Source organism: Mesorhizobium sp. M6A.T.Cr.TU.014.01.1.1 (genome assembly GCF_004022765.1).
Classification (GTDB): Bacteria; Pseudomonadota; Alphaproteobacteria; order Rhizobiales; family Rhizobiaceae; genus Mesorhizobium; species Mesorhizobium mediterraneum.
The window spans coordinates 171,443-197,343 of the sequence record NZ_RZPG01000008.1; the positions used below are offsets into that span (position 1 = coordinate 171,443).

At 61.2% G+C, this 25,901-nt stretch carries 28 protein-coding genes; 12 read left to right on the forward strand and 16 right to left on the reverse strand.

What is annotated here, in order from left to right; translation table 11 throughout:
- The first annotated feature begins 108 nt into the window (after positions 1–108).
- Positions 109–324, forward strand: coding sequence for a KTSC domain-containing protein (locus tag EN885_RS11535; RefSeq protein WP_095486456.1), 216 nt, complete (start codon positions 109–111; stop codon positions 322–324).
- A 74-nt stretch (positions 325–398) separates the two neighbouring features.
- Here the strand turns inward: EN885_RS11535 and EN885_RS11540 are convergent, their stop codons facing one another.
- Positions 399–626, reverse strand: coding sequence for a hypothetical protein (locus EN885_RS11540; RefSeq protein WP_095486617.1), 228 nt, complete (start codon positions 624–626; stop codon positions 399–401).
- A 173-nt stretch (positions 627–799) separates the two neighbouring features.
- On the opposite strand from EN885_RS11540, the gene EN885_RS11545 reads away from it, so the two are divergent.
- Positions 800–1,669, forward strand: a complete 870-nt coding sequence (locus EN885_RS11545; RefSeq protein WP_095486455.1) for a Ku protein — start codon at positions 800–802, stop codon at positions 1,667–1,669.
- Between the two features lie 3 nt (positions 1,670–1,672).
- Positions 1,673–4,222, forward strand: coding sequence for a DNA ligase D (ligD, locus tag EN885_RS11550; protein WP_128242027.1), 2,550 nt, complete (start codon positions 1,673–1,675; stop codon positions 4,220–4,222).
- A gap of 33 nt (positions 4,223–4,255) precedes the next feature.
- On the opposite strand, the gene EN885_RS11555 is transcribed toward ligD, so the two are convergent.
- A complete protein-coding gene (locus EN885_RS11555) occupies positions 4,256–5,269 on the reverse strand; it encodes an ATP-dependent DNA ligase (RefSeq protein WP_128242028.1) in 1,014 nt (337 codons plus the stop codon).
- A gap of 42 nt (positions 5,270–5,311) precedes the next feature.
- Entirely contained in the window at positions 5,312–6,109 is a 798-nt protein-coding gene (locus EN885_RS11560) for a Ku protein (protein ID WP_095486452.1), read from the reverse strand.
- Positions 6,110–6,291: 182 nt separating this feature from the next.
- Between EN885_RS11560 and EN885_RS11565 the strand changes: the two genes are divergently transcribed.
- The 3 genes from EN885_RS11565 to EN885_RS11575 all read left to right on the forward strand — a co-directional run bounded on the left by EN885_RS11565 (position 6,292) and on the right by EN885_RS11575 (position 9,159).
- The gene (locus tag EN885_RS11565) at positions 6,292–7,392 is read left to right on the forward strand and encodes a branched-chain amino acid ABC transporter substrate-binding protein (RefSeq protein ID WP_128335179.1); all 1,101 of its coding nucleotides are present in this window, start codon (positions 6,292–6,294) and stop codon (positions 7,390–7,392) included.
- 207 nt (positions 7,393–7,599) lie between these two features.
- Entirely contained in the window at positions 7,600–8,289 is a 690-nt protein-coding gene (locus tag EN885_RS11570; protein WP_095486450.1) for a phosphoribosyltransferase, read from the forward strand.
- Positions 8,290–8,394: 105 nt separating this feature from the next.
- Positions 8,395–9,159, forward strand: coding sequence for a hypothetical protein (locus EN885_RS11575; protein ID WP_128242029.1), 765 nt, complete (start codon positions 8,395–8,397; stop codon positions 9,157–9,159).
- A 63-nt stretch (positions 9,160–9,222) separates the two neighbouring features.
- Here the strand turns inward: EN885_RS11575 and EN885_RS11580 are convergent, their stop codons facing one another.
- The 3 genes from EN885_RS11580 to EN885_RS33560 form a co-directional block, all read right to left on the reverse strand.
- Complete coding sequence (locus EN885_RS11580) at positions 9,223–9,438, reverse strand: hypothetical protein (RefSeq protein WP_095486448.1); 216 nt, start codon at positions 9,436–9,438, stop codon at positions 9,223–9,225.
- Between the two features lie 63 nt (positions 9,439–9,501).
- Positions 9,502–9,747, reverse strand: coding sequence for a hypothetical protein (locus tag EN885_RS11585; protein ID WP_095486447.1), 246 nt, complete (start codon positions 9,745–9,747; stop codon positions 9,502–9,504).
- A gap of 242 nt (positions 9,748–9,989) precedes the next feature.
- Positions 9,990–10,151, reverse strand: a complete 162-nt coding sequence (locus EN885_RS33560) for a hypothetical protein (protein ID WP_095486446.1) — start codon at positions 10,149–10,151, stop codon at positions 9,990–9,992.
- Positions 10,152–10,657: 506 nt separating this feature from the next.
- Here EN885_RS33560 and EN885_RS11590 point away from each other — a divergent pair.
- Positions 10,658–12,403, forward strand: coding sequence for a thiamine pyrophosphate-dependent enzyme (locus EN885_RS11590; protein ID WP_128242030.1), 1,746 nt, complete (start codon positions 10,658–10,660; stop codon positions 12,401–12,403).
- Positions 12,404–12,422: 19 nt separating this feature from the next.
- Here the strand turns inward: EN885_RS11590 and EN885_RS11595 are convergent, their stop codons facing one another.
- The 3 genes from EN885_RS11595 to EN885_RS11605 form a co-directional block, all read right to left on the reverse strand.
- Positions 12,423–12,737, reverse strand: coding sequence for a hypothetical protein (locus EN885_RS11595; protein WP_095486444.1), 315 nt, complete (start codon positions 12,735–12,737; stop codon positions 12,423–12,425).
- Positions 12,738–12,903: 166 nt separating this feature from the next.
- Positions 12,904–13,152, reverse strand: a complete 249-nt coding sequence (locus tag EN885_RS11600) for a hypothetical protein (RefSeq protein WP_126107189.1) — start codon at positions 13,150–13,152, stop codon at positions 12,904–12,906.
- A gap of 175 nt (positions 13,153–13,327) precedes the next feature.
- Entirely contained in the window at positions 13,328–14,149 is an 822-nt protein-coding gene (locus tag EN885_RS11605) for an SIR2 family protein (protein ID WP_128242031.1), read from the reverse strand.
- A 170-nt stretch (positions 14,150–14,319) separates the two neighbouring features.
- Between EN885_RS11605 and EN885_RS11610 the strand changes: the two genes are divergently transcribed.
- Entirely contained in the window at positions 14,320–14,643 is a 324-nt protein-coding gene (locus EN885_RS11610; protein ID WP_128242032.1) for a hypothetical protein, read from the forward strand.
- Positions 14,644–14,728: 85 nt separating this feature from the next.
- Here EN885_RS11610 and EN885_RS11615 read toward each other — a convergent pair whose 3' ends face one another.
- On the reverse strand, positions 14,729–15,226 hold the full coding sequence (locus tag EN885_RS11615; protein ID WP_245458251.1) for a GFA family protein: 498 nt from the start codon (positions 15,224–15,226) through the stop codon (positions 14,729–14,731).
- Between the two features lie 5 nt (positions 15,227–15,231).
- Positions 15,232–16,659 (reverse strand): coniferyl aldehyde dehydrogenase, encoded by a 1,428-nt coding sequence (locus tag EN885_RS11620; RefSeq protein WP_095486440.1) that lies wholly within the window; start codon positions 16,657–16,659, stop codon positions 15,232–15,234.
- A gap of 97 nt (positions 16,660–16,756) precedes the next feature.
- Between EN885_RS11620 and EN885_RS11625 the strand changes: the two genes are divergently transcribed.
- Positions 16,757–17,368 carry a TetR/AcrR family transcriptional regulator gene (locus EN885_RS11625; RefSeq protein ID WP_128335180.1) on the forward strand — a complete coding sequence of 204 codons (612 nt, stop codon included), beginning with the start codon at positions 16,757–16,759 and terminating at the stop codon, positions 17,366–17,368.
- A 58-nt stretch (positions 17,369–17,426) separates the two neighbouring features.
- Here EN885_RS11625 and EN885_RS11630 read toward each other — a convergent pair whose 3' ends face one another.
- The 3 genes from EN885_RS11630 to EN885_RS11640 all read right to left on the reverse strand — a co-directional run bounded on the left by EN885_RS11630 (position 17,427) and on the right by EN885_RS11640 (position 20,200).
- Entirely contained in the window at positions 17,427–18,320 is an 894-nt protein-coding gene (locus tag EN885_RS11630) for an NAD(P)/FAD-dependent oxidoreductase (protein WP_245329927.1), read from the reverse strand.
- A 120-nt stretch (positions 18,321–18,440) separates the two neighbouring features.
- Positions 18,441–18,914: a DUF2269 family protein gene (locus EN885_RS11635; protein ID WP_095486437.1), complete on the reverse strand. Its 474-nt coding sequence runs from the start codon at positions 18,912–18,914 to the stop codon at positions 18,441–18,443.
- Positions 18,914–20,200 carry an SDR family oxidoreductase gene (locus EN885_RS11640; RefSeq protein WP_095486436.1) on the reverse strand — a complete coding sequence of 429 codons (1,287 nt, stop codon included), beginning with the start codon at positions 20,198–20,200 and terminating at the stop codon, positions 18,914–18,916. Before EN885_RS11640 ends, EN885_RS11635 begins: the two co-directional genes overlap by 1 nt.
- 104 nt (positions 20,201–20,304) lie before the next feature.
- On the opposite strand from EN885_RS11640, the gene EN885_RS11645 reads away from it, so the two are divergent.
- On the forward strand, positions 20,305–20,532 hold the full coding sequence (locus EN885_RS11645) for a DUF2934 domain-containing protein (RefSeq protein ID WP_245329926.1): 228 nt from the start codon (positions 20,305–20,307) through the stop codon (positions 20,530–20,532).
- 220 nt (positions 20,533–20,752) lie between these two features.
- Here EN885_RS11645 and EN885_RS11650 read toward each other — a convergent pair whose 3' ends face one another.
- On the reverse strand, positions 20,753–20,971 hold the full coding sequence (locus EN885_RS11650; RefSeq protein ID WP_095486434.1) for a hypothetical protein: 219 nt from the start codon (positions 20,969–20,971) through the stop codon (positions 20,753–20,755).
- 125 nt (positions 20,972–21,096) lie between these two features.
- Positions 21,097–23,847 carry a type VI secretion system ATPase TssH gene (gene tssH, locus EN885_RS11655; protein WP_095486615.1) on the reverse strand — a complete coding sequence of 917 codons (2,751 nt, stop codon included), beginning with the start codon at positions 23,845–23,847 and terminating at the stop codon, positions 21,097–21,099.
- Between the two features lie 332 nt (positions 23,848–24,179).
- Between tssH and tssA the strand changes: the two genes are divergently transcribed.
- Positions 24,180–25,355, forward strand: coding sequence for a type VI secretion system protein TssA (gene tssA, locus EN885_RS11660; protein ID WP_095486614.1), 1,176 nt, complete (start codon positions 24,180–24,182; stop codon positions 25,353–25,355).
- 6 nt (positions 25,356–25,361) lie between these two features.
- Positions 25,362–25,901 (forward strand): type VI secretion system contractile sheath small subunit, encoded by a 540-nt coding sequence (gene tssB / locus EN885_RS11665; protein WP_095486433.1) that lies wholly within the window; start codon positions 25,362–25,364, stop codon positions 25,899–25,901.

Consider the following 25,901-nt stretch of genomic DNA (forward strand, 5'->3'; position numbering starts at 1 on the left):
CAAGGTCTTGGAGGCGCCGAGCCGGCCGGATCATCGCCTCCTATCTTTACGAGGCGGAACCTGGATCGCCGGGGCGGGTTATTGCCCAGACGCGTCGAGTGTTGGGAAATGCCTTCAACTGCTATCCAAAGCATCAATTACGATCCGGCGACGAGGACCCTCTCCGTATGGTTTGTTCCAAGTGGGAATCGCTACGATTACGACGACGTGCCGCCGCAGACTTACACTGAATTCCGCAAAGCCCCGTCAAAAGGCCGCTTCTTCAACGCGTTCATTCGAGATCGGTATAGCTACCATTTGGTCGAGCAGAGCCGGTCGGGTTGAAACCCGGCGCCCTTGCGTCGAGAATGCATCCGGGAAGAGACGGCTTCCTCGTAGAACCGGTCGGTTGACCGCTTTCATTGCGCCGGCGGCGTACCGGGTTGATCGCCGCCCGTCGACGACTTGGGCGTAGGATCTTTGTCGACCTCGGGACTTTGCTCGACGGTGTTGGTGTTGCTCTGAGTCGGTTCAGTGCTGCTGGTGCTGCCCTGTGTCGGTTCGGCCTCGTTGCTGCAGCCCGCTAAAGCCAGAGCCGCAACCAGAGCCGACAAAAACGACAGTCTCGTCAATGATAGTCTCGTCATGGCCAACCGCTCCCTTCCTGCTCGACAACGGCGGGTCATGAATTTGGTTGCAGCGGAACGGTTTGTCTGTAGGCCAGGCATCCGATCATCGCCGTGTAGGCACCAAGGAACAAATCTGCGCGCCGCCACGTTGCATTTCCAGTGCAAACGCTTGTGACAGTGAGGCTGTTGTCTTGGCGCCGAGAGCAAATTGGAAGGGCTTCCTGAAAATTGGAGAACTTAGCTGTCCGGTGGCGCTCTATACGGCTGCCTCGACTTCAGAACGGATCGCCTTCCACACGGTAAACCGCGCCACGGGACATAGGGTGCATCGCGCGTTCGTCGACAGCGATAGCGGCAAATCCGTCGAGAAGGACGATCAGGTCAAAGGCTATGAGATCAGCGCGGGTGACTACGTCGTGCTCGAACCCGATGAGGTCGCAGCCGCCGTCCCCGAGAGCGACAAAACGTTGTCCGTCTCGGCCTTCATCGGCTGTTCCGATGTCGACGACGTGTATTTCGACAAGCCGTATTATCTGGCCCCGCCGGACAAACACGCGGAAGAAGCATTTGGGCTGATCCGCGAAGGCATGCGCAGGAAGAAAGTCGCCGCGATCGCCCAGACCGTCCTGTTCCGGCGCGTCCGGACCTTGCTCATCCGGGCCTATGACGAAGGGCTGGTCGCAACGACGCTGAATTTCGACTACGAGGTGCGCTCGGCAGAGGAGGCCTTCGACAACGTGCCCGACATGAAGATCACGGGTGAGATGCTCGAACTGGCCGAACACATCATCAAGACCAAGAAGGGCAAATTCGATCCGACCAAATTCGACGACCGTTATGAGGCAGCGCTGGCCGAGCTTGTGAAGGCAAAGCTCGAAGGCAAGAAGATCGCAGTTCCGAAGCAGCCCAAGCGGGAAAAGGTCGTCGATCTTATGGACGCGCTGCGCCAGAGTGCCGGCGGTGGCGGCAAGCCGCCCTCGACCAGAAAACCCGCGGCAAAATCAAAGCCGGCTCGTCACGCCAAGCCGAAGCAGACAGCGCCGCGTCGGAAGGCCGGCTGACCGATGGCGCTCGAGACCTACCGCAAGAAGCGCAATTTTTCGGTCACCCCGGAGCCCCAGGGCCGCAAGGCGCCGAGGACGGGGAACAGCTTCGTCATACAGAAGCATGATGCGACGCGGCTCCACTATGATTTTCGTTTGGAAATGGACGGCGTCCTGAAGAGCTGGGCCGTCACCAAAGGGCCGAGCCTGATCCCTGGCGAGAAGCGCCTTGCCGTCCATGTCGAGGACCATCCTTTGGAATATGGCGGTTTCGAAGGCACCATCCCGAAGGGCGAATATGGCGGCGGCACCGTCATTCTGTGGGACAAAGGCACTTGGACGCCGATCGGCGACGCGCATCGCGGCTATACGAAAGGCCATCTCGATTTCGAGCTTCACGGCGAGAAGCTTGGCGGCCGCTGGCATCTCGTGCGGATGGCCGGAAAGCCGCGGGAGAAGCGCGAGAACTGGCTGCTGATCAAGGGCGACGATGACGCCGCGCGCGCCGAAGACGATCCTGACATTCTGGACGAGCGGCCGGAATCCGTCGCGACCGGCCGCAAGATCGAGGATGTTGCCGGCGAAGAGCCCGGCTGGTCCTCCAAGACGGGGCGCATTGGCAAGCGCCGCGGCGGCCGCACGAGGGCCGCTCCCCCGGAAGAGCAGCCCGCCACCGTTGGCGTTCCGGAGCCGTCAAAGATCAAGGGTGCCAAGAAGGCAGCGCTTCCCGATTTCGTCGAGCCGACGCTGGCGACCCTCGTTTCGTCCGCGCCGTCCGGAGAACGCTGGCTGCACGAAATCAAATTCGACGGCTACCGGCTGCAGGCACGGATCGAAGCCGGGCGCGTCAAACTGTTGACGCGCAGCGGTCTCGACTGGACGAAGAAGTTCGGAAAGGCGGTCATTTCGGCGCTGGCCGATATACCTGTCGGGACGGCGCTGATCGATGGTGAACTCGTGGTCGAGACATCCGCCGGCGCGTCGGATTTTTCCGCGTTGCAAGCCGACCTCAGCGAGGGCCGCAGCGATCGCTTTCGCTTCTACGTCTTCGACCTGCTTCATCTCGACGGGTACGATCTGCGCGACGTTGCGTTGATCACGCGCAAGCAATTGCTGGAAAAGGTCATTGGTAGTGATAACGGCATCATCAGCTACAGCGGACATTTTGAGGAGGATGGCACGCTGGTCCTGCGACACGCCTGCCGGCTGAGCCTGGAAGGTGTTGTCTCCAAGCTTCGCGATGCGCCTTACCGCGCGGGCCGCAGCAAGAACTGGGTGAAATCGAAATGCTCGGCGCGACAGGAATTTGTCGTGGCCGGCTACGTCCCCTCGACAACCTCGCGCAATGCGATCGGCTCGCTCGTCCTGGGTGTCTATGACGATGGTAAGCTTCATCATGTCGGACGCGTCGGCACCGGCTACACGGCAGCAGTCGCACAGGACCTGTTCAAGAAGCTCGAGCGGATACGCATTCCGTCAAGCCCGTTCGACGAGCGGCTGAGCGCCGAGGAGGCTCGGCAAGCCCGCTATGTCAGGCCGGAACTCGTCGCCGAAATCGAGTTCCGGGCCTGGACCGCCGACGGCAATCTGCGCCACGCCTCGTTCCGCGGATTGCGCGAAGACAAGCCGGCGAAAGAGATCGTCCGCGAAACGCCGAAGACGAACAAGGCAGCGCCCAAACCTCAGCGCCGGACCGTCAAGCTCACTCATCCCGACCGCCTCTATTGGCCTGACCAGGGCGTGACCAAGGAAGGTCTCGCCGACTATTATGCCGAAGTCTGGCGCCATGCATCGCCCTACATCGTCGGCCGGGCGTTAGCGCTGGTGCGATGCCCAAGCGGCATTTCGGGCGAGCAGTTCTTCCAGAAGCATGCCTGGAAGGGTCTCAATCCCAACATCGTGCTGGTTCACGATCCCAAGGACCCGCCCGACGAGCGGCTGATCAGCATCAATGATCTCGATGGGCTGATCGGCCTTGTCCAGTCGGCGGCGCTGGAGATCCACCCCTGGGGCTCGTTGGTGAGCGATTGGGAGCGTCCAGACACGATCATCATGGACCTCGATCCTGGCGAGGGCGTGAGCTGGGAGGCGGTGATCGAAGCCGCCGTCGAGACGCGCGACCGGCTGAAGGATGCAGGGCTTGTCCCCTTCATCAAGACCTCCGGCGGCAAGGGCCTTCACGTCGTGGCGCCAGTGAAGCCGAAAGCGCAATGGCCTGTCGTAAAGGCCTTCACTAAGGCGATTGCCGACTCCATGGCGTCCGACAGCCCAGGCCGTTACGTCTCGACCATCACCAAGTCCAAACGACGCGGAAAAATTCTCGTCGACTATCTGCGCAACCAGCGCGGTGCGACCGCAGTCGCCCCCTATTCGACAAGAGCACGACCGGGTGCGTCGGTGTCGATGCCGCTTGCCTGGGACGAACTCGGCCCCGGCATCGGACCGGCCTATTTTACGGTCGAGAACACACCAACCCGGCTTGCCTCGCTGTCGTCGGATCCCTGGCAGGATTTTCGAGCAGCAGCAGCGCCGATCGAAGAACCGGGAAGCCGGCGCAAGAAAGCGGCTTGAAAACCGTATACGGAGAGCACGCGCCGCAGGGACTCAGGCGATCTGCTCAAACGTGCATTGCTCCGGAGCCTTGTCCGGCCGCCAGCGCAGGAACTTGGTGCCGTGCCGGAAACGGTCGCCGGTGACATGATCGAAGCGTACTTCGACCACCAATTCGGGCCGGACCGGCTCCCATTCGCCGCTGCGCTCGGTGCTCCAGCGGCTCGGCCCGCCCGGCGCCTTTCCGGTGAAGCCGGGTGGCTCGCGAATGGCTTCGAGTTTGCGGGTAAGTTCGGCCCTGTCGTCCTTGGCGATGGTCGAGGTGAAGCCGACGTGATCGAGCTTGCCGGCCTCGTTGTACAGACCCAGCAGGAGAGAGCCGACCTGCCGGCTGTTGCTGAGATAACGAAAGCCGCCGACCACGCAATCGGCCGACCGCAACCGCTTTACCTTCACCATCGCGCGCACCCCCGGTTGGTACGGACCGTCCAGCCGCTTGGCGACCACGCCGTCTGTCGCCCCATGTCCGGCAGCCCCTAGCCAGGAGCGGGCTTCTTTCACATCGCGCGTACAGTGCGAAAGCACGATGTTCCTGCGGTTTGCCGAAGCGACGAAAGCCTCAAGGATCGCTCGCCGTTTTTTCAGGGTCCGCGCCAACCAGACGGTTCCGTGCTCGTCGCAGAGCATATCGAACAGGACGATGTGCGCCGGGGTTTCCGCAGACAGCTTGCGGATCCTGCTCTCGGCGGGATGAAGCCGCATCTGGAGGGCGTCGAACGATGGCTTGCCGTCGACCGAGATGACGATTTCACCGTCGACGACAAAACGGCGCGACGGCAGTTCCTTCAATGTCGCGACTAGTTCGGGAAAATAGCGTCCGAGCGGCTTGCCTGACTTTGCGCGCAACTCCACCGCATCATCCTGCCGGAACGCCAGGCAGCGAAAACCGTCCCATTTGCGCTCGTATTGCCATCCGTCTCCTTCGGGAATCGCATCAGCCGCCTTGGCTTCCATCGGAGGCGTATCGAGCGGCAGGGGGAAGCCGCCGTCGCGGGGGATGACCTTCATTGTGCTGCCTTTGTCCCCCCCGACCAAGCCTGCTCCCAGGCACTATTTTCGCTTTCCGCCCTCCGAGCCGATGCTCTTGCGCAGCGCATCCATGATGTTGATCACGTTGCTGGGCGGTTGCTCGGCCTTGGCCTTGGCCGGACGCTTCTTGCCCTTCTTCTTCGAGGCAATGATCTCCAGCAGCCGCGCCTGGACGGGATCTCCGGTCATGGCGGGATCCCACTGCTTGGTTCGCTCATCGATCAGGGTCGAGACCAAATCCATCATTTTCGAGTCGGGTTTGGCTTCGCTGATCTTGCCAAAATAGTCCTCGGGATCGCGAACCTCGTCGCCATAGCGCAGTGTCCACAGCACGATGCCCTTGCCTCGTGGTTCAAGCATGACGGCGCGCTCGCGGCGATACATGACCAGTCGCGATATTCCGACTGTCCCTGTCGACTGCATGGCGTCGCGAATGACCGAGAATGCCTCCTCTCCGACCGGGTCGTCAGGAGTGAGATAATGGGGCTTGTCGTACCAAATCCAGCCGATGCTGTCGGCATTGACGAACATATCGATGTCGATGGTGCGCGTGCTCTCCAGCCCGACCGCGTCGATCTCATCGTCCTCGAGCAGCACGTATTCGTCCTCACCGCGCTGATACCCCTTCACCTCGTCGTCTTCAGCAACGGGCTTGCCGCTAACGGCGTCGACATATTGGCTGACGACCCGATGCCCGCTCTTGCGATTGAGCGTATGGAACCGGACCTTTTCGCTCTCGGTGGTAGCGGGTGTCATCGCGACCGGACAGGTCACGAGCGAAAGCTTCAGATAGCCTTTCCAGAACGGACGTGGCGCCATCAAGGGACCCCCGGGCAGGTGTAAAACAGTCGAACGCACCAGGGTGATCGATTGTTCCAGCAGCGTTTTTTTTCGCGCGCCCAAGGCTCGCCAGCAAGAATTCATCATTTTTCCGGTTCGGGACGGAACCGATGAGCGCAAGCGCAGTTCGGGACAACAGCTCGGCAGCAAGGACCATTTCAATGTCGGAAGCGATTCGGATCGCAATCGGCGCCCCATTGTCGGGAAACGCGGCAGCGCTCGGCGCCGAGATGAAGCAGGCGATCGAGCTCGCGGTCGAGGAGCAGAACGCGGACGGCGGCATTGCAGGCCTTCCCATCATGGTTGAGAGTGCGGACGATCAGGGAAAGGTCGAGACCGGGCGGCAAGTCGCGGACGACTTTTGCAACCAGCCGGATCTGCTTGGCGTCGTTGGTCACTACAACAGCAATGTCACCATCGCTGCAGCGGAGATCTATGCCGCCCACGACCTCCCGATGATCACGCCGATCGCTTCCGACACGGCGCTCACCGAGCGCTCTCTTCCGAATGTCTTTCGCTTCACCAACCGGGACGACCAGACCGGAGCAGCCATTGCCCGTCATCTCTACGACGTCTTGGGCAAGCGCCGCGCCGTCCTGGCCGAAACCGAAACCATGTACGGCCACAGCATGGGCATCGCTTTTTCGCGGGCATTTCTGTCGCTCGGAGGCCGCATCGCCGAGCGGCGAACGGTTCGCGAAGGCAGTCGCGATTTTGACCCGCTGGTCGCATCCCTGCGGGCCGATTTCGATCTGTTGTTCTACGGCGGGAGGTTTGCGGGGGCTTTCATTCTGCGAGCGATGCGGCGCGCGGGTCTCCATCAGCTTTTTGCGAGCGGTGACGGCTGTTGGGACGCGGTGAATTTCCTTGAGCCTGCGGGCGAAACGGCGACATTGGGTGAAGGCGTTCTCGTGCTGTCCGCCACGCCCGAAGTGGGTAGGGTCGCTGGTTCAAGCGATTTCGCCGCGCGCTATGCCGCGCGGTTTGGACCGATCGGCAACTATGCCGTGAATTCCTACGATTCAGCCCGCGTGCTGATCGCCGCAATCAAAAACGCGATCGCTGAATCCAAAGGAAATCCGAGCCGGCGCGACGTTCTGACTGCGATGCGAAAGCTACGCTTCAAAGGCATTGCGTATGGCGATCCCGTGCAGTGGGACAAAAAAGGCGACAACCTGGCCGCCGTCACGGCGCTCCATGTGGTGGAGAATGGCCGATTTCGACAAGTTGCCGAAATCCCGCAGATGCAAAGGGCCCGATAGACGCGGCTTCACGACGGCCGCGGCAATTTTTACCAAGGTGAGACGAAACAATTGCCTCCGATCGCCGTTTCGCCAGCAAGGTGAATTTTGGGCGAGGATGATGAGTGCAACCGGCCCGGATGTTTTCGACAAGACGCAGCAGACCGCGAACATCTAGACACGAGCTCTGCACTGATCCCAGGTCCCGTCCTTGGAAAGGTGAAGACAATGATCTTCGACGCGCCAAAATTCAGGGATCGAACGGATGCGGGGCGCCAGCTTGCCGCCGCTTTGACCGGGTTTGCGGCAAGCGATCCGCTGGTGCTGGCGCTGCCGCGCGGCGGAGTGCCGGTTGGCTTCGAAGTGGCGAAGGCACTCCGTGCCCGGCTCGACGTGCTGCTTGTGCGCAAGATCGGCGCGCCGGGCCATTCCGAATATGGCATCGGCGCGGTCGTCGACGGGGAGAATCCGCAGCTCGTCCTCAACGAGGAGGCGATGGCTCTGATCCAGCCGTCAGACGAATACGTCGAGGCGGAGAAACAACGGCAACTGCTTGAAATCGAGCGCCGCAGAAAGCTCTATCTCGGCAGCAGGCCCGCGGCTTCGGTGCTGGGCCGGACAGTCATCGTTGTCGATGACGGCATAGCGACCGGAGGAACGGTCCGAGTGGCGCTCAAGGCGCTAAGGAAGGATCGCGCCGCGCATGTTGTCTTGGCCGTTCCGGTAGCACCCCAGGACACGCTGGATCTGATAAATGCCGATGTCGACGAAGTGGTCTGTCTCGCCACGCCCGAGCCGTTCGGCGCCGTGAGCCAGTACTATGAGGATTTCGCGCAGACCACGGACGTGGAGGTGGTCCGGCTGCTGCAGCAGGCAGAGCAGTTCGAGAGGAAATCGTCGATGCGATCAGCCGGTTAGAGCGGGATGCCTTAGCTGGACCGGGCATCCCGCTCTAACCGTTTGTTTAGCCGCATTTCTGCGACGCCAGCCCTAGCTCATCGCCACCAGCCGAAGGAGCACGCCATGGCCAGCAAGGACCGACAACAGATGGAGATCGTCGAGCGCGGCGATATTTTCTTTCTCTACCGGCCCAGGGTGGGCCAAACCGATCCAGAAAGTCTTGCCGACGTGCAGCGCTTCTTCGTCATGCTGCGGCCGGAGCACGCGACGAAGGTGCGGCTTCTCGTTGTCGGGCGCAAGCGGCTGCCGGATGCGCATGAGCACGAGCGTAACTGGGGTTTCGTCGGCGCGATTGCAGGTTCCGCCGCCGCGTTGGAAAAGGACCTTCGCGAAGAGAGGTATGACACCAAGACGCGCGGCCGCCAGCGCCTGCCCGCAGCACGCCCGGCGGGCGAAGGCCGTTATCTTGTCGCGCTGCTCAATGGACAATTGCATCTCAGCTACGCACTCGAGCTTCCAGAGCGACCATCCGAGGTGCAACGCGCCTTCAAGATCGCACCGCAGGCAAGCTTCGCGCTTTCGGTGAAGAATCCCGAAAAGCCCAGCCCTCCCGGTTTTGGATTGGGACAGGCTCAGGAGCCGGACTATCCAGACAGGCTTCAGCGGGAATTCCGCGGCCGCAGATTCGCTCGCGAGGACATAACGCTGCTCGACGTGCAGGGCGCCGAATTCATACTTGTCGGCGCGCGAACCGATCCGGAAAAGGCATACAATGTCGAGCTCGACGTCGAGAAGGAGGACGAGCGCCATTCAGAGATGCTGCGCGAACTCAAAATGGCCAAATCTCGCCATCCGCTAGAGCCGCTTTTCAGTGGCGAATGGGCCTGAACCGCACGGTTACCGTGCCCTCCCCTGGAGGGCAGACGACCGCGCCACACGGCGGGTCAGCCGTCAGTCCCGCAAACGATTGGCAGCGTGATCCTGGCGCTGCTCAGTCGCGACCTGCTTGGAATCCAGACCGCGTTCCTTTGTGTGCTGGGCCTTGTCCCGGTTGGACAGGACTTGGTTTTCCTCGATCTTATCCTTGGGGGTCGTGGTCATGGCACCTGTACCAGAACCCTTCCCCTGCGAACCCACTCCGATGTGCTTCTTGCTACCTTTTGCCATGGGCTTTCTCCAATTCGTGTGAGACGACGCAGTGGCTAGCCGTCGGGGGTCAGTCCTCGGGACTCAGTCGTCGGGGCGGTTCTTGTGATGAACGCTCTCCTGATTTCTTCCGCGAAGGATGTTGCGGTCGTCAGGATCGACAAGATCGGGTGTGTCGGGCCTGATTTCCGATCCCTTGCGCAACGCTTCACGTTCTTCTGGCGATCGCTTCAGATCCGCCTCTGCGTCGAAATCCTTGTCGGCGCCCTTCGTGTTCTCCCGCTTTTCAATGATGCGCAATTGCTGCTCATGGGTTCTGCGTCCAGCCATTGGTTCCTCCAAAGTGCCTTGCGTTCGTTTTGATGCCCAGATCGCTGGCGGCAATCGTCGCTTTCCTGGTGATTACAGGCGCCACGGTCTTTGCCGAAGCGGACCAATCGGAGGCCGCCATAATCCGAGCCTGTCCTTATGGCGATAATGGCAGGGTGGCGGGATCGTTCCGAAATGGCGGTCAAATAAAACTGTCCATTGCATATCGGCTCCAGTTGCTTATCCGCACCTGCCATGGTCCGTCAGTCTTCCTCCTCGCGGTACAAGCGCTCGGTCGCCTGCTTGCTCTCCCTACGTTCTGCGGGACCGCGGCGGCGTCGCGTGACGAGTGCGTAGGCGAGCAGGATTGCCAGTATCAGGGGCCCGCCTGCAACGACGAGCAACCACATGCTGTTCTCAAACATGGACCATCTCCTTTCCCTCACAACCGAGAAGGCGCCATAACCGTTCCTGGGTTCTGTGAAATGGCACGATGTTCGCTGCGGACGACGCTCGACAGGCGCAAGCAGAGAACGTGCACTCGGCCAAGGATAAGATGAGGAACGGGCCAAAACCGAAGCGATTGCCTGCGTTGCGAGCTCGCGGTTCGTTGCTTTGTGACGGCAGTTATGCTAGTAATTTGGCCATGGTGCTGATTTGCGCCAGCGACCCGCCGCCGAGGCGGGTTTTTTGTTTCGGCGCCATCCCTCACAGTCTGCGAGTAGCCGTTGACGGCGCGACTTGGTCTCGCCGGGCAACTTCCGATCCGCTTCAGCTGCCCGGCTCGCAACGGCTGTCGTTCCGATGGAACAACAAGACATCTCCGTCGTTCGGCACTGATCGCCAATATCCACGTCTGACGCCCGACGCCGCAGCGAGAGCGTAAAGCCGCAGGCCCAGGACAAAAGCATACCAAACACAGGAGGCAACCATGCCCAACACTGCCGAGATCCTTGTCGACACATTGATCGCCTGGGACGTGCGCGTGATCTTCGGCCTGCCGGGGGACGGCATAAACGGCATTATGGAAGCGCTGCGGACAAGGCAGGACAAAATCCGCTTCGTACAGGTGCGGCACGAGGAATCCGCGGCCTTCATGGCGACAGCCTATGCCAAATGGACCGGCAAGCTCGGTGTCTGTCTCGCCACCTCGGGGCCAGGAGGCACGCACCTGCTCACCGGTCTCTACGACGCAAAGCTCGACCAGGCACCGGTCCTTGCCATAACCGGCATGCAATTCCACGACCTGATCGAGACGTTCACGCAGCAGGATGTCGATCTCACCCGCGTCTTCAACGACGTCGCCATCTTCAACACTCAGGTGACTGACGCAGCGCATATGGAAAACGTTGCCGGCCTCGCCTGTCGTTCCGCGCTTGCGGGACGCGGTGTTTCCCATCTCTCGATAGCCAGCGACGTGCAGGAACAGACATCGGCAAAGCGCTCGCCCCGCAACCTTCCAAGACACACGCCCGAACGGTGGTTCGAAGGGGACAAGCGACCCGACGAAGCCCAGCTCGCTCTTGCAGCGGACATCCTCAACACGGCCTCAAAGGTGGCGATACTCGCCGGGCGCGGCGCGCTCAATGCAAAGGCCGAGCTCGAGAGGACGGCGGAACTCCTTGCCGCACCCGTTGCCAAGGCTTTGCTCGGTAAAGCCGTCCTGCCGGACGATCACCCGCACGTCATGGGCGGAATAGGAATATTGGGCTCGCTGACCTCGCAGGAGATCATGGAGCAATGCGAGGCGCTGCTGATAGTCGGCTCGACCTTCCCCTACATCGAATACTACCCCAAGCCTGGCAAGGCACGTGGCGTGCAGATCGACCGCAATGCGCAGCGCATCGGCCTTCGCCATCCCGTCGAGGCCGGTCTCGTCGGTGATGCGGCCATCACGCTGCAATTGCTCAACGAAAGGCTGAAGCCAAAGCAGGACAGATCCTTTCTTGAAAGCGCGCAGCAGAGCTTACAGCGCTGGCGCAAGATGATGGCCGAGGCGGAAAGCAGGGACGATGTGCCGCTCAAGCCGCAGCGCGTCGTCAAGGCATTCGGCGACCGAATGCCGGCCAATGCCATCCTGGCTACCGATTCCGGTCAGAACACCGAACTCGCCGCCCGTCATATCAATATCACGGCAGGGCAGGATTTCGCCGTCTCCGGCTCGCTGGCATCGATGGCCTGCGGGCTGCCCTATGCGATTGCCGGCGGGATTGCCTTTCCCGGCCGGCCGGTTTTCGCGGTGGTGGGCGATGGCGGGCTGGCAATGCAGCTTGGCGAATTTTCCACTGCCGTGCGTTACAAGATTCCGCTCAAGCTTCTGGTGATCAAGAACAACATGCTCAACCAGATCGCCTGGGAGCAAATGATGTTCCTCGGCAACCCGCAATTTGCCTGCGAGCTCCAGCCAATCGACTTCGCCATGGCCGCCGAAGCTATGGGAGGCATCGGCTACAGCGTCACCCGGCCTGAGGACGTCGATGGGGTTCTTGACGCCGCCTTTGCCGCGGAAGGTCCGGTGATCATAGAGGCGGTCGTCGACGCGTATGAACCTATGCTACCGCCGCGCATGCCGGACGAATATCGCAAGAACATGCGCACAGCGCTGCGGCAAACGCCGGGCCGCAAGGAGATCGAGGCGAACCTCGCTCAGGAGCCGCTGAAGACGATGATGGGCTGACTGCAGGTTCCCTGGCCGGTCAGTCCTTGACGTAGGCGCCTGGCTGGCGGCCGCTCTTCGGAGCCTTGGCATCCTTGGAACGCTCGGCGATCGATGGCCCGGCGCCGGACGTCTTTTCTGTCGAGGCACTGGGGGTGGACTGTCCGGGCGGATTTTTCCCTTCGGACTGATGGGTTTTGTCCTCCACCTCGTCCCTTGACCGTGTCAGGCCCATCCCGCCGGCAGGTTTCTTGTTGCCGGCCGCCTCCTGGGAGAATTGATCCGACGCGTCCGCATCTTTCTTGGCCGGGTACTTGGTTGCGCCATGTTCATAACGGGTCTCGTTTTCAGTCATAGCGTCTCTCCGATTGCCTCATGCATGGCGGTTAAACATTCCTGCGACGGTGCGGTTCCAACCGCCGCTAGCGCTCCAGACGGACGCCATATGCGACGCGCGCGGCACCGTGCCGTCAAACGGATGCCGCGCCCGCTGGCGCGGCAACGCTCAGGCGTCTCGCCAGTCAGGCCTCTTGCCATGGCGTGTGCAGGATGTCGGCGCCCGGCTGCTCGTCGAACAGGACCGCGCAGCCGCGCCCTAGCGCCACCGGCGACAGGGCATTGGCCACGGTTTCGTCCGGCGAGATGAAATCACCGGTCAGCACCCGCAACTCTTCCACGGCTTTGGCCATCGACACCAATCGCCCTGCGGCGCGGCCGGTCGTGCAGGCGTCGATGACAGAAATGAGATCGATCATATCGAAGTGGCCCATCATAGGCCTCCGCAAACAGCGTCCCTTCCCGGCTATGAACGCCGCAGCGATCGACAATGTTCCCGGCCGGGCCGAATAGAGTGAGCATTCCGAACTTGCCGTCAACCATTTGGCTTCAAGCGCGGTGCATCACATCGCCTTTCAGAATTGCCCACCGGTGTTGCGCGCATACGCGCTAGATCTGGTCTATCCCGTCCTTGAGCTTGCTCAGGAATGCCACCAGGGCATCCTCCGGCCGATCGGCCTGCTCGGTCAGCATGTCGATGCCCCAGCGTCCGAGGACCGCTTCCTGGACGACGCTCGGTTGCGGCATGAACACGAACGATTTCGGACGGTTCTTCTCATAGCCGGACCGGCGCCAGGTTTCCCAAAGCCGATACAGCAACAGACGGATGTTCATATCGGACATGCTGTAGCCGATGAACAGGATGGTGCGCCCCAGTGCGTCGGCGCGAAATTTTACATCCAGCGGGGAATCGAACGACAGCCGCTCGAAATACTCGGACTCCGCCAGAACCAGCGATGCGTCGTCGTCGAAATCGCCGTGGTATTTGATGATCTGGGTCACCTCGTCGCTCGCCTTGGCGACGTCCTTGGCATTGGCCACTTTTACGAACGGGCGGTCGTGGATTTCGAACGCCACCTCAAGATTCCGATCATAATTGGTGGTGTAGATGATCGGGAAATCGAGCGCCACGATCAGCTTGTGGATCGCCGAACCCTTCACTTTGTCCCGCGAGACGCTCCATTCGCGATCCATCCAGCTGCGCAAGCGGCCGAGACTGCCATGCTTTAGCCGGTAATATTCGGCAAGCGCCTGGTAGCTGGATTCAGGCGTGTCGACCGTGTCGCGGTCGAGGCCGAGTTCATCCACCATATGTTCGATGAGCTTCTCCCAGGATGGCAGGCCGACGCTCATCGATACTCCCGCCCCAACGAACAAGATCGCTCGTCGCTCTTTCACGGATTGAGCCAGTTGCTCGAGGGCAGACGGCATGGCCAACTCACCAGGCAATGATCCAACACAACTGTCAAAAGCGTCCTCCGTTCCGGAGAGGCCAGGATCACCGCCAAATGTGTTCAGCAAATCAGGTGTGAGTTCAACAAATCGGGCGCAGACTGGAACCGCTGAGGCAGATCGAAGTTTGGTTGCCAGGGAGACCCGTGATGGCCGCACAACCAGATCAGACGCCTGCTAAGGCGAGAGGCGATATCCAGGCCGGGGCGACGCAGGATAAAACCCCGGGGTTCGACCCTGCCGCCGCACCTGAAGAGACCGACGCCGAAGCGGCAGATGTGCCAAATCCTGTCGCCGAGGCTCGTTCTCGTCGACAGCCAGAGTTCACGAATGAAGCCAGCTTCGCCGACGCAATGCGGCCGGTAGAAAGCGAGCCTGATCTTCAGCCTCGCAGGAGCTGGCCACTGTTGGTGATTGCCGCAGTCGTTCTCGTAGCGGCCGCGGTCTTTGTGATAGCGGCCATGCTGCGCTAACGAGGCACGTTTCCAGAGCTTATCGGCCCTCGAACAGCGCCGAGGCCATCACATGGATGGCACTCAAATAAATCGACTCGGCGCTTCACACGCCACTCATAATCATTTTCCCGACCGCCAACTCGCTGGCGAGATAGCCGCTGTATTTGGGCACGCTATCGGGCATGTCCAGCACGCGACGATGATAGAATATGTCGATCCGAACCGGCGGCAGCCGGGCCTCGGGCTCGAAATTGCTGGCCGGGATGAACATCACTTTGAACGGCCCGAAGCCGGCAACCTCCACAACCGGCTTGCCGCAGGTCCGGCAGACCCCGCGATTGAAGTTCGGCGGCGGGCGGTATTTCTTGAATGAGATGTTGCCGGCGTTTTTCAGCACGACATCCTTGCCACGAACGGCGACCACATCCGCGAACGGTTTGCCGTTGAACGCCTGGCAGATCAGACAGTGGCACCGGAATCTGCCCTTTGGCGCAGTATGCACCTCGAACGAGCAGGCGCCGCATTCGCAGGAGCCGCGTAGCGGCAACGACGTGTCAGTGGTCATGTGCTGATGCTCCTGAGCTGGATTTGATGACGGCATGCCGATCACCGGAGCATCACGTTGAGGATGGTATCGATCGGCTGTCTGAACGGGGCGTGGAGCAGGTTGGAGAGGTTCCAGCGACCCTGCTCATAGATCCCCTTGGCATGGCTGAGGGTACGGAAACCCTCGACGCCGTGGTAAGCGCCCATGCCGCTGGCCCCGACGCCGCCGAAGGGCAAGTCATCCTGGGCGATGTGCATGATCGTCCCGTTGATAGTGACGTTGCCGGAGATCGTTCGGCTCAGCACCTTGCGTCGGTCTTCGTCATCGGCGCCGAAGTAGTAGAGCGCGAGCGGCCGGGGCCGGGCGTTCACATAGGCGATCGCTTCTTCAACCTCGCGGTAGGGAAAAATCGGCAGGATCGGGCCGAAGATCTCCTCATGAGCGATGCGCATGTCTTCTGTGACGCCGAGGACGACGGTTGGCGGCAGCGTGTTGGCGCGCATAGACGCCTCACCGGGCCGATTGCCGACCTCGATGATCCGCGCTCCTTTGGAACGGGCATCGTCGATCAGGCCCTGGAGCCGGGCATAATGCCGCTCGTTGATGATGGAAGTATAGTGTTCACTCCTCGGCCCGTCCGCATAGAAGGACGCCACTTTCCGATCATACGCCCCGACAAACGAGTCGACGTCGTTTTCGTGGACGAGTGCGTAATCGGGGGCGATGCACGTTTGACCGGCGTTGAGCAGCTTACCGAAAGCAATGGACGCCGCCGCCTGGTCAAGGGAGTGACCTTTGGCGACGATGACCGGTGATTTGCCGCCCAGTTCAAGGGTGACCGGTACAAGGTTCTCGCTAGCGGCCTTCATCACCGACCGCCCCACCGCGGTGCTGCCCGTGAAGACGAGATGGTCGAACGGCAAGGCAGAGAATGCCGCCCCCGCGGCCGCATCGCCGGTCACGATCGCGAACTGGTCCTCGGGGAAGACCTCGGCCAGCATCTTCGCGAGCAGCGAATTGGTGACCGGTGTAAACTCCGAAGGTTTCAGCATCACGCGGTTTCCGGCGGCGATGGCCGTTACGACCGGCATCAGCGCGAGGTTCACCGGATAGTTCCACGGCGACATCACGCCGACGACGCCAAGCGGCTGATATTCGATGCGGGCGTTGCCGATCCGCATGTGCAGAGCAACGTGGCGGCGGGTCGGCGCCATGAATTTGCGGAGATTGCGGATCAGATACTTCGTGCCCTCGGCGACCGCTGCAACCTCCATGATCGCCGTTTCGTGCCTCGAGCGATGCCCGAAATCGGTATTGATGGCATCTTCGATCGCTTTGCGGTGCCCGATTATCGAGGCCCTGAACTTGGCCAGATCAGCGCGTCGCTGCGCCAGCGAAGGCGCTCCGTCATGCAGGAAGGCAGCGCGCTGGGCCGCGAGGAGACTGCCCAGCCGATCAGCGTCGGCAATTTTTGCGATTGCGTTCATGGTCCACTCCGATGTAGACAGGAGAAACTTACGCCCTCGACATAGCCCCTTAAGTAGCCACTGTCAACAATGTATTCACAAGAAACTTTGAGGTACCATGCAGGATGCACCCAACCGCCCCTATCACCACGGTGATCTCCGTCGTGCGGTTATCGAGACGGCGTTGGATATGCTTCGGGAGGAGAAAGGCTGGCAGTTCACGCTGCGGGAAGTCGCCCGCCGGGCTGGCGTAAGCCACGCGGCACCCTACAAGCACTTCCCCGATAAGGCGGCGCTGCTTGCGGAGATCGCCATGATTGGGTTCGACCGGTTGCGCGCGTCCCTAGCGGCTGCGACGCCAAAGGCGGCCAAAACCCTGCGCGACGAAATTGCTCCGATAGCTCGTGCCTACGTCGCGTTCGGAACGGACAACCCCGCTCTCTACCGCCTGATGTTTAGCGCGGACGAGGGGAAAGCGGTGGGAATGCATCTCAATGAGCGGGCGCTGGCGGTATTCGATATTCTCCTCGAAATCCTCCGACGCGGCCAGGCCGCGGGGAGCATTCGCAAGCGGCCTATAGAAGGTCAGGCGGCAGCCGGCTGGGGGCTCATCCACGGCAAGACCATGCTTGCGATCGATGGGCTCCTGGTGCCCGAGAAGGTGGGATCGGCCCCCTTGGATGCGGCATTGAGCACGCTGGTGGAAGGGCTAGGGAACCCAGCAACATGACACTAGCTGGCGCCATCCCGTTCGACCTATAATCCGCCTACCATACATCTGTGCCCCTTTATTCGTACCCGAGGGCAAAATCATTGTGAGCATCGGTCGCGGCTATCGCAGCCTGGCCGAAAGCCACTGCGATCTGGTTCAGGGCCTTGACGAGGTCGCCGATGGCATACACCCCCTCGACCGAGGTCCGCTGATGCTTGTCGACGACGACGTAGCCGTCGTCGCAGCATTTGACGCCCATTGCCAGCGCGAGTTCGGAACGCACTTGGCATCCCATCGCCGGATAGATGACGTCAAAATGGCGCACCTCGCCATCCTCGAGGAGGGCGTCGTAGCCGCTGTCGGCAGGAACAAACCTTTCGAACGCATCGCAAATGGCAATGTGTTCTTCCATCGCCACGCGCCGTGTGCTGACGGAAAAATCGGGAAGGTAGCGAGCGAGCATTGTGACGTGCTGCGTATACTGCTTGAGGAACATGGCCTCTCGCAGTGCCTTCGCCTCCTCTCCGATGACAGCGATCCGGTGATCGATCACCTCGTAGCCGTCGCAAACCGGGCATAGGCGTACGCTGCCTCCGGCGATGGCCTCGCGCAGACCCGGAATTGCAGGCACAAGGTCGACGATACCCGTCGCCAGGAATATCTTGCGGGCGACGATCCGCCCTGTGTTTGTCTCGGCGCCAAACCCGCCTACGGTCGGCTCGATCGACGACACCTGACCCTGCACCAGTGTCGCTCCGTATTTGTCGGCCTGCGCACGAAGCCGGTGCAGAAGATCGGCGCCGCTGATGCCTTCCGGAAATCCCGGACAGTTGCGGCTTTCCGCAATCAGCATGGCGCGCGCCTCATTCGCGTCCACCACGACGACCCGATGGCGGAACCTGCCGAGATAGATCGCGGCCGCCAGTCCGGCAGGTCCGCCGCCAACGATGAGAACATCCGCGTCAGTCACGGATGAGGCTGAATGTCGGCGTTTTCGCACGGATTGATCCATCCGCGCCGAACGGACTCATGGGAAAGAAGTTCCAGCGCCGAAAATCGAAAGCTGCGCGACATGTGCCGCGGCAAGGCGTTACCACTCGATCGTCGGTCGCGCGATCATCAGCCAGAAAATCCCGAGAACGGCAGCAAAGGCGGGAAAGCCAAAGGCGAACCACAGCCAGAAAAGCCTGATATACCGGGCCGGCAGCGGGTCCCCTGCTTTGGCGGCTTCGGACGCCAGATTGCCCATCTCCATCTGCATCCATACCACCGGCAGCCAGAACACACCGGTGAGGATGTAGAGCGCGATGGAAAGCACGATCCAGCCTTCGGAGAGCGAGTAACCCGCCAGCCAGGCGAGCGCGACGCCGGTGATCGGCTGCGCCACGACGGCGGTCGCCGTGAAGAGAAAATCGGCGATCACCACAATGCGCGCCACTGCCGCTATTGTTGCGGTGTTGCCGGTCCTGTGGGCGAGAAGCATGAAGAAGGCGATGCCGGCGCCGGTGCCAAGCAGCACGCTGGCTCCGATGACATGCAGGTACTTCAGCACGAAATAGAGCATCAGCGCTCCTCCAGGATCGCCAGGGCAACAAAATGAAGGACGATGATCGGCAAGACCTTCAGGAATGGCCCAAGCGGTTCGTTCCACAGGTCCGGGCGCAGGAAAGTGCCCACGATCAGATAGAACAGCGAGAGCGCAATACCAGCGTAGATGCCTTTTCGCGCCGTTGGCCGCCAGGCTATGAGTGCGCCGACGACGATGTCGGCGAGAGCGCCGGCGACCACGGTTGGCACCGACAACATACCAGCCCCTGTGCTTTGCATGAGGCTGATGCCGTTGCCGAAGCCAGTGGTCAGCGACACAATCCCCGTCATGATCCAGAAGAAGGGCAGGACGACAAAGATCGCAGGCTTGGTAAAATAAAGCCCGGCAAACCATTTTTCCTGCACTGTTGCCGGATTGAGCGCGAGGAATTGCGCCAAGCTCTGTGGCTGTATGCCGGTCAAGGAAATCCAGTCCGAGGGATCTCCGAGCGCCCCTCGTGTGATCTCCCTGGCGGCATTGGTGCGCATTGGAGGTCGCCAGCCGAGCATCGCGGCAAGATCGCCGAGGCGGTATAGAAGCCGCGCAACCCATCCCGGCAAGACAAATCTGGCTGCAGGAGCCCAGCCGAGCCAGCGGCGGAAAGTGCCGACAATCTCGTCCATGGTCAGCTGTTGGGGACCTGCAAGTTCCAGCGCCATACGAGACCGACTGCTGGGATTGAGAAAGAAGAGGACCGTCGAGACCACATCCTCGAGCTGCACGACCTGTAGCCGGCCGGTATCGGGCATTGACGGCAGAACCGGCAGCGAGGCCAGACCGCGAAACAACGCACTGGCCCCAAACACAGGCTGGCCAAGCACCACGGAAGGGCGAAGGATTATCCAGTCCAGATCAAGTGCCATCAGGGCCTGATCGCCGGCATATTTCGTCGCCGAGAATGACGACGGCTGTGCCCGATCCACACCCATTGCCGAGAAGTGGATCACCTTGGCAACGCCGGCCCGCGCGCAGGCGAGAAAAAGAGCCGCCGCCGCATCGCGATGAACTTGCCCCGTTTTTTCGCGAGGGCTGTCCTGCAAAACGCCGGCACAGTTCACGATGGCATCGATGCCGGCCAGATGCGGCAACCAATCTTCAGGGCGGAGCGCGGTCGCCACGTCCAGCACCAATGTCTGGCAATTGCGGGCCTCATTTGCCCGAGGGGTACGGACGACGCCGACCACCTCATGTCCTTCGGAAACGATGCGGGCGCAGACCGAAGCGCCGATCAGGCCGGTGGCGCCAACAACAAGGACTCTCATGGGATTCCGATCTCGGGTGCTGGAGGCATATTGTTCATTCTACTGTCCGAGAGCGCGGAACAAACCATCGATAGCGGGATTAGGACAGCACCAGGAGGTCTATCGTGGACAGGGAAGAGCGTATCAGGCGGCGAGCCCATGAAATCTGGGAGCGTGAAGGCCGGCCGCAAGGGCGGGAGCGCGAGCATTGGGATCAGGCCGTGCAAGAGATCGAGGCAGAGGGTTCCGAAGCAGAACGTGGTCCGGTCGTTCCCGACCCGACCGTTGGAGCCGGCTCCGATCCTGCACGGGCGACGCCAATTCCCGGAGCTAACGGCAAGCCGAAATCTTGACCGGCTGCTCGGTACGGAAAGGAAAATGCCCATGCCTCGTCTTATCGCCTTGGGCGTGATCGTAGTGGCGGTACTCTTCATCGTTTGGCTATGGGTCGACCAGACCGGCCGGACCAGCGACGGAACACAGCCTGCGCCCCATGCAATAGACCAAGACGGATGACGACGGTACTCCATTCCGAACAGGACCTGCTAGGTTCGCAATTAACGCGATCCTCGCCTAGTTCGAGGGCGCTGGATCCTCATTCCTGTACTCGTGAATGAGGCCAAGGATTTGCGACCGGACCAACTCACGAGCCTCGGGCTGAACGAACGGCATCAAGAGTTCGACCCGCTCCTCGATCTTCTCGGGAAGATCCGCAGCAGGATCGATGAGATCGTTACCGTGCGCGTAAAGATTGTCCGTCAGCTTTTTGTCGAGATCGGAAAAAATGCCCATTCATCTGCTCCAAGCAGCTTCTCTGCGTCAATTGATAGGCTGACGATTTGTTCCCGGGGTGGCCGGTAACAAAGCTGTTTCTCCGACCGAAACGCTGGGGCTAGAGCGACAGAATTGCTCCTGAGCTATTCGAAGGAATAGGTGAAACCTCCTTCGGAGGCTCCGACAGTCACCTTCGTCATCTTTTCGCCCTCGAGCGACCGGTTCAGCACCCCGCGGCTCAATTCCGGCAGAAGCGTGTTTGCCAAAATGGCGTCAATCATTCGCCCGCCGGATTCGATCTCGGTGCAGCGGGCCTTGACGAGATCCATGACACCGTCACCTATCACCAACTCGGCATCGTTGCTTGAACGCAGCCGGCGGGCGATCTTGGCGAACTGATGGCGGGTGATCGCTTCGATCATCGTGTCCGAGAGCGGGTAGTAGGGGATGGTTACCACCCGGCCAAGGAAAGCCGCGGGGAAAACCTTCAACAGCGGGGAGCGTAACGCTGTGTCCAGATCGTCGAGCCCCGCCCGTACGGTGCCGCTTTTGGTCCGGTCCATGATGACTTCGGAGCCGACATTCGAAGTAAGCAGGATCAGTGTGTTTTTGAAATCGATCCGTCGGCCCTCGCTGTCGTCCATCATCCCCTTGTCGAAAACCTGGAAGAAAATCTCGTGCACGTCCGGATGCGCCTTTTCGACCTCGTCGAGCAGGATCACCGAATAGGGCTTGCGCCGGACCGCCTCGGTCAGGATGCCGCCCTTGCCGTAGCCGACATATCCGGGTGGCGCGCCCTTCAAGGTAGAAACCGTATGCGCCTCCTGGAACTCGGACATATTGATCGAAATGAGGTTCTGCTCGCCACCGTAGAGCGTCTCGGCCAAGGCCAGCGCGGTTTCGGTCTTGCCTACCCCGGAGGGACCGCAGAGCAGAAAGACGCCCACTGGTTTTTCGGGCGCGCCGAGCCCGGCCCGGCTGGTCTGCACGCGCTTGGCAATCATTTCCATGGCGTGATCCTGACCGACTACCCGTTCGGACAGAGTGGCAGCGAGCCGCAGCGCTTTTTCGGTCTGGCTCGACAGCATCCGGCCAGTGGGAATGCCGGTCCAGTCCTGTACCACGGCGGCCACGGCGTTGCGGTCGACTGACGGCAGGATCAGCGGCGTCTCGCCCTGCGCTTCGGCCAGTTCGGCCATCAGTTCCCGCAGCCGAGCGAGATCCGCAGCCGGATCGAGTGGAGGAGGATCGGCAGTGGCGGTTGCATCCGCATCGGTTTCATGCGTTTCGATCTCGGGCACATCGGCGCCTGCGGGTTTGGCGACCGCCTGCGGAGTCTCCACCGCATCGAGCGGCACACCCTCGCCGCGCAGCCTGGCGCGCAATTCCAGTATCTCGCCAACCAGCGCCTTTTCCCGATCCCAGCGTTCCTGCGCGGCAGTAAGCGTGAGTTCGGTCTCGGCGAGCCCCGCCTCGACCCGAGCCTTCCGGTCGGTCACGCCGATGCCGATCGCTGCTTCGCGGCCGATGATGGCGCGCTCGACTTCCAGCGCTTGGCGGCGGCGCAGAATGTCCTCGACCTCGGCAGGGGTGGCATGCTGCGAAATGGCGACACGGGCGCAGGCGGTGTCGAGAAGGCTCACGGCCTTGTCGGGCAGTTGCCGCGCCGGGATGTAGCGGTGGGACAGGCTGACCGCCGCCTCGATCGCCTCATCGAGTATCTGCACCTTGTGGTGCTGCTCGAGGACACCGGCCACACCACGCAACATGAGAACAGCCACCGCTTCCGACGGCTCATCTATCTTGACCACCTGGAAACGGCGAGTCAGCGCAGGATCTTTCTCGATGTGCTGCTTGTATTCGGCCCAGGTCGTTGCGGCGATCGTGCGAAGCTCACCGCGCGCCAGCGCCGGTTTCAGCAGATTGGCCGCGTCACCGGTTCCAGCCGCGCCGCCGGCGCCGATCAAGGTGTGAGCTTCGTCAATGAAGAGGATGACTGGCGTTTCGGAGGATTGAACCTCATCAATGACCGCCTTCAGCCTTTTTTCGAATTCACCCTTTACGCTCGCGCCCGCCTGCATCAGGCCGACATCGAGCATGCGCACGCTGACGCCCTGCAGCGTCGGCGGCACGTCGCCCTCGGCGAGGCGCAAGGCAAAGCCCTCGACGACCGCGGTCTTGCCGACCCCGGCCTCGCCGGTCAGGATCGGGTTGTTTTGCCGGCGTCGCATCAGGATATCGACGATCTGCCTAATCTCGGGATCGCGCCCGACGACCGGATCGATCTTGCCGTCGCGGGCGCGCTGGGTCAGGTCGGTCGCATACTTCGCCAGCGCCGAATCTCCGCCCGGAGCCCGCCGCGGTGTGTCGGCGGCGGGAACCGCAGTCGAGGCGCCGGCTTCGAGTGAACCCTCCACGACATCTGCGAACCGCGCGATGATGGCCTGCGCATCGATCTTGTCGAATTCGCCGCTGATCTTTGACAGCAGGCCCTCCAGCGCCGGCGTCTTCAGGCAGGCGAGCAGAATATGCGCACTGCGGACTTCCTCGACGCTGAATTCCAGCCCCGCCAGGCTCCAGGCTTCCTGGATGGCGTGAAAGATATGATCGGAAAATTCCTCGATTGAAGTGGCGCCATAAGGCAGCTTGTCGACGGCGCGGGTCATATCGGCCGTGACCCGGCTCGCATCCACCCCTGCGTCTGCCAGTATCAGTTGCACATCGGAGCGCTCGGAAAGCACCAGTTGCTCGACGAAATGAACGAGCTCGACGTAAGGATTGCCGCGCAGTTTGGCGGTGTCGGCCGCAGCCTTGAAGGCGCGCAAACAGACGTGGTTTAGCTTGCCGACCAGTTCCTTGCGTTTGAAGCTCTGCGACGACCGGCGCTGTTCCATCGAACTTGCTCCTGCGATCTGCCAGTCAATAACCTGCCACATAAGCAGCAACTTGACAAAGCGCGTTATCGACGGGGCGAGTGGGTGTTCGATTCAGTGGACTTCTTCCGTCCCAGCAACAGCCCACGCCATCGGCTACAAACAGCCCTGGAATGCCCACTTCTTTGCGATGCATCCAGATAAACGGTTCGATAACTGCGCCACCGATTTCGAGCTCAGGACCCGGCTTGCGAGCTCCCATTATGATTGAGCAGCAACTAAATTGTGGTAAAGTGTCGCAGTGTGATAACGTGGGCACGCACGGCCGAAAGAGCCGCTCGCTGGGGGTTGGTGTGATTGATCTCGCACTCTGGCTGAATCCGCTGGACGGTGAAAATCCGTCAGGGGAGGATTTGCGCAACGATCCAGCCTTTCATGAGCTGGAACGTCTCACGGAACCCCAGGTCAAGGTCATCCATGACGGGCATAACAAGCCCTCGTCGCAAAGCACTATTCCGGTCGACTGGCCTGCCGTCCTCGACAAGGCGGAGGAGTTGCGTGCACACGGCCGGGATCTGCGCCTGCTTGTCATTGTCACACGTGCGCTGGCCAATGAGCAGGGGCTCGCCGGGCTCGCGCATGGTCTGACCCTTATTGCGCGGACCTTCGATCAGCATTGGGAGACCTTGCATCCGGCCCTGCGGCCCAATGCTGCACCACGCGACGCCGCCTTGCGTCGTATCAACGCCCTGCTCGACCTCCAGAATGGCCAAGACGGGCTGTTAGCCAATTTGCGGCAACTGACGTTCTTCGCACCGCGCACGATCGGAGCGATCAGCGGGCGCGATCTGGAACAAGGCGCGCTCGACGAACGTGTCATGCTTCTGGAAGCGGCTTCAGGATTGAATGCAGCCGAAAAGGCAGCGCTGGTCAGCGCCCACGGTCAACTTCTGAACCGGGTGCATAGTGGATGCAAGGCGCAGGCCGATCAGGCCAATGCGGAGATGATGGCGCTCATCGCCGATGCCCAAGCGGCGATCTCGGCTCTTGATGCGGTCGAGACGGCTCTCAACGTTCGTCTAGAGGGCGGCGGCACCGCTGTCCCGGAATTGAAACGGTTTCTGCAGCGTTTGCTGTCGACCCTCGAACGGAATTCGGTAATCGAGGCTGCGACGAACGGCGCGGCGAACCCCGCCCCCACGACTGCCGATCCAGAAATGCCTGCCCGAAACGGTCATGCAGCCGAGGCTATGGCAGGCACGACAAGTTACGCGGAACCGAGCACCGGGCTCCCTGATCGGATTTCCTCGCGCGACGACGTCGTCAAATGCCTCGACCTCGTCGTCGCCTTCTACGACCGCACCGAACCGTCGAGCCCGATCCCGCACCTCGCCCGCCGCGTGCGCCGCATGGTGCATATGGATTTTGTTGAACTGATGGAAGATCTCGCCCCGTCGGGGCTGAAGGAATTTCGGCTTCTTGCCGGCGTTCCCGATGCCAAGAAGACGGCCCAGAAGGATGAAAGGTAACGAGCCATGGCAGCCGAAAGTAAAGCGAAGGTCATCGAACGGAATCGCGCACCGCGCGTGCAGATCGCCTATGACGTGGAAACCTACGGCAGCCCGACGACGATCGAATTGCCGTTCGTCATGGGCGTGATGGCCGACCTTTCCGGCGCTTCACAGACCAGGGAAGCGATGAAGTCGGTACTGGATCGCTCCTTTGTCGAGACCGACGCGAACCGCTTTCCCCGTTTCATGGAGGCGCTCGGACCGCGCGTCAAAGCCCGCGTGAAGAATACGCTGCCTCAGGCCGAGGGTGCCGAGCGCGACGAGGAACTTGCCCTTGATCTCACCTTCACCAAGATGGGCGATTTCGCCCCGGACAAGATTGCCGAGCAGGTTCCGCAATTGGCCGAAATCCTCAAGATGCGTCGTCAGCTCGAGGAACTGCTTGGCTTCATGGATGGCCGTGTCGACGCCGAAAAGCGCATCGCGCAACTTCTGAACAACGAGCCGCTGCTCGGCAAGATCGCCAACCAGGCATTATCCGACGACGATAAGGTTGAGGAGTAA

Excerpts from the sequence above, each read along its gene's own strand:
- EN885_RS33560 (WP_095486446.1), bottom strand. The coding sequence starts at position 10,151 with ATGTTTGAGAACAGCATGTGGTTGCTCGTCGTTGCAGGCGGGCCCCTG.
- EN885_RS11635 (WP_095486437.1), bottom strand. The coding sequence starts at position 18,914 with ATGCTCTATTTCGTGCTGAAGTACCTGCATGTCATCGGAGCCAGCGTG.
- tssB (WP_095486433.1), top strand. The coding sequence starts at position 25,362 with ATGGCAGCCGAAAGTAAAGCGAAGGTCATCGAACGGAATCGCGCACCG.
- EN885_RS11565 (WP_128335179.1), top strand. The coding sequence starts at position 6,292 with ATGTCGGAAGCGATTCGGATCGCAATCGGCGCCCCATTGTCGGGAAAC.
- EN885_RS11600 (WP_126107189.1), bottom strand. The coding sequence starts at position 13,152 with ATGGGCCACTTCGATATGATCGATCTCATTTCTGTCATCGACGCCTGC.
- EN885_RS11595 (WP_095486444.1), bottom strand. The coding sequence starts at position 12,737 with ATGACTGAAAACGAGACCCGTTATGAACATGGCGCAACCAAGTACCCG.
- EN885_RS11620 (WP_095486440.1), bottom strand. The coding sequence starts at position 16,659 with ATGAACGCAATCGCAAAAATTGCCGACGCTGATCGGCTGGGCAGTCTC.
- EN885_RS11610 (WP_128242032.1), top strand. The coding sequence starts at position 14,320 with ATGGCCGCACAACCAGATCAGACGCCTGCTAAGGCGAGAGGCGATATC.
- EN885_RS11605 (WP_128242031.1), bottom strand. The coding sequence starts at position 14,149 with ATGCCGTCTGCCCTCGAGCAACTGGCTCAATCCGTGAAAGAGCGACGA.
- EN885_RS11615 (WP_245458251.1), bottom strand. The coding sequence starts at position 15,226 with ATGCCGTCATCAAATCCAGCTCAGGAGCATCAGCACATGACCACTGAC.
- EN885_RS11535 (WP_095486456.1), top strand. The coding sequence starts at position 109 with ATGCCTTCAACTGCTATCCAAAGCATCAATTACGATCCGGCGACGAGG.
- EN885_RS11590 (WP_128242030.1), top strand. The coding sequence starts at position 10,658 with ATGCCCAACACTGCCGAGATCCTTGTCGACACATTGATCGCCTGGGAC.
- EN885_RS11650 (WP_095486434.1), bottom strand. The coding sequence starts at position 20,971 with ATGGGCATTTTTTCCGATCTCGACAAAAAGCTGACGGACAATCTTTAC.
- EN885_RS11580 (WP_095486448.1), bottom strand. The coding sequence starts at position 9,438 with ATGGCAAAAGGTAGCAAGAAGCACATCGGAGTGGGTTCGCAGGGGAAG.
- EN885_RS11585 (WP_095486447.1), bottom strand. The coding sequence starts at position 9,747 with ATGGCTGGACGCAGAACCCATGAGCAGCAATTGCGCATCATTGAAAAG.
- ligD (WP_128242027.1), top strand. The coding sequence starts at position 1,673 with ATGGCGCTCGAGACCTACCGCAAGAAGCGCAATTTTTCGGTCACCCCG.
- EN885_RS11570 (WP_095486450.1), top strand. The coding sequence starts at position 7,600 with ATGATCTTCGACGCGCCAAAATTCAGGGATCGAACGGATGCGGGGCGC.
- EN885_RS11540 (WP_095486617.1), bottom strand. The coding sequence starts at position 626 with ATGACGAGACTATCATTGACGAGACTGTCGTTTTTGTCGGCTCTGGTT.
- tssH (WP_095486615.1), bottom strand. The coding sequence starts at position 23,847 with ATGGAACAGCGCCGGTCGTCGCAGAGCTTCAAACGCAAGGAACTGGTC.
- EN885_RS11555 (WP_128242028.1), bottom strand. The coding sequence starts at position 5,269 with ATGAAGGTCATCCCCCGCGACGGCGGCTTCCCCCTGCCGCTCGATACG.
- EN885_RS11625 (WP_128335180.1), top strand. The coding sequence starts at position 16,757 with ATGCAGGATGCACCCAACCGCCCCTATCACCACGGTGATCTCCGTCGT.
- EN885_RS11560 (WP_095486452.1), bottom strand. The coding sequence starts at position 6,109 with ATGGCGCCACGTCCGTTCTGGAAAGGCTATCTGAAGCTTTCGCTCGTG.
- EN885_RS11575 (WP_128242029.1), top strand. The coding sequence starts at position 8,395 with ATGGCCAGCAAGGACCGACAACAGATGGAGATCGTCGAGCGCGGCGAT.
- EN885_RS11640 (WP_095486436.1), bottom strand. The coding sequence starts at position 20,200 with ATGAGAGTCCTTGTTGTTGGCGCCACCGGCCTGATCGGCGCTTCGGTC.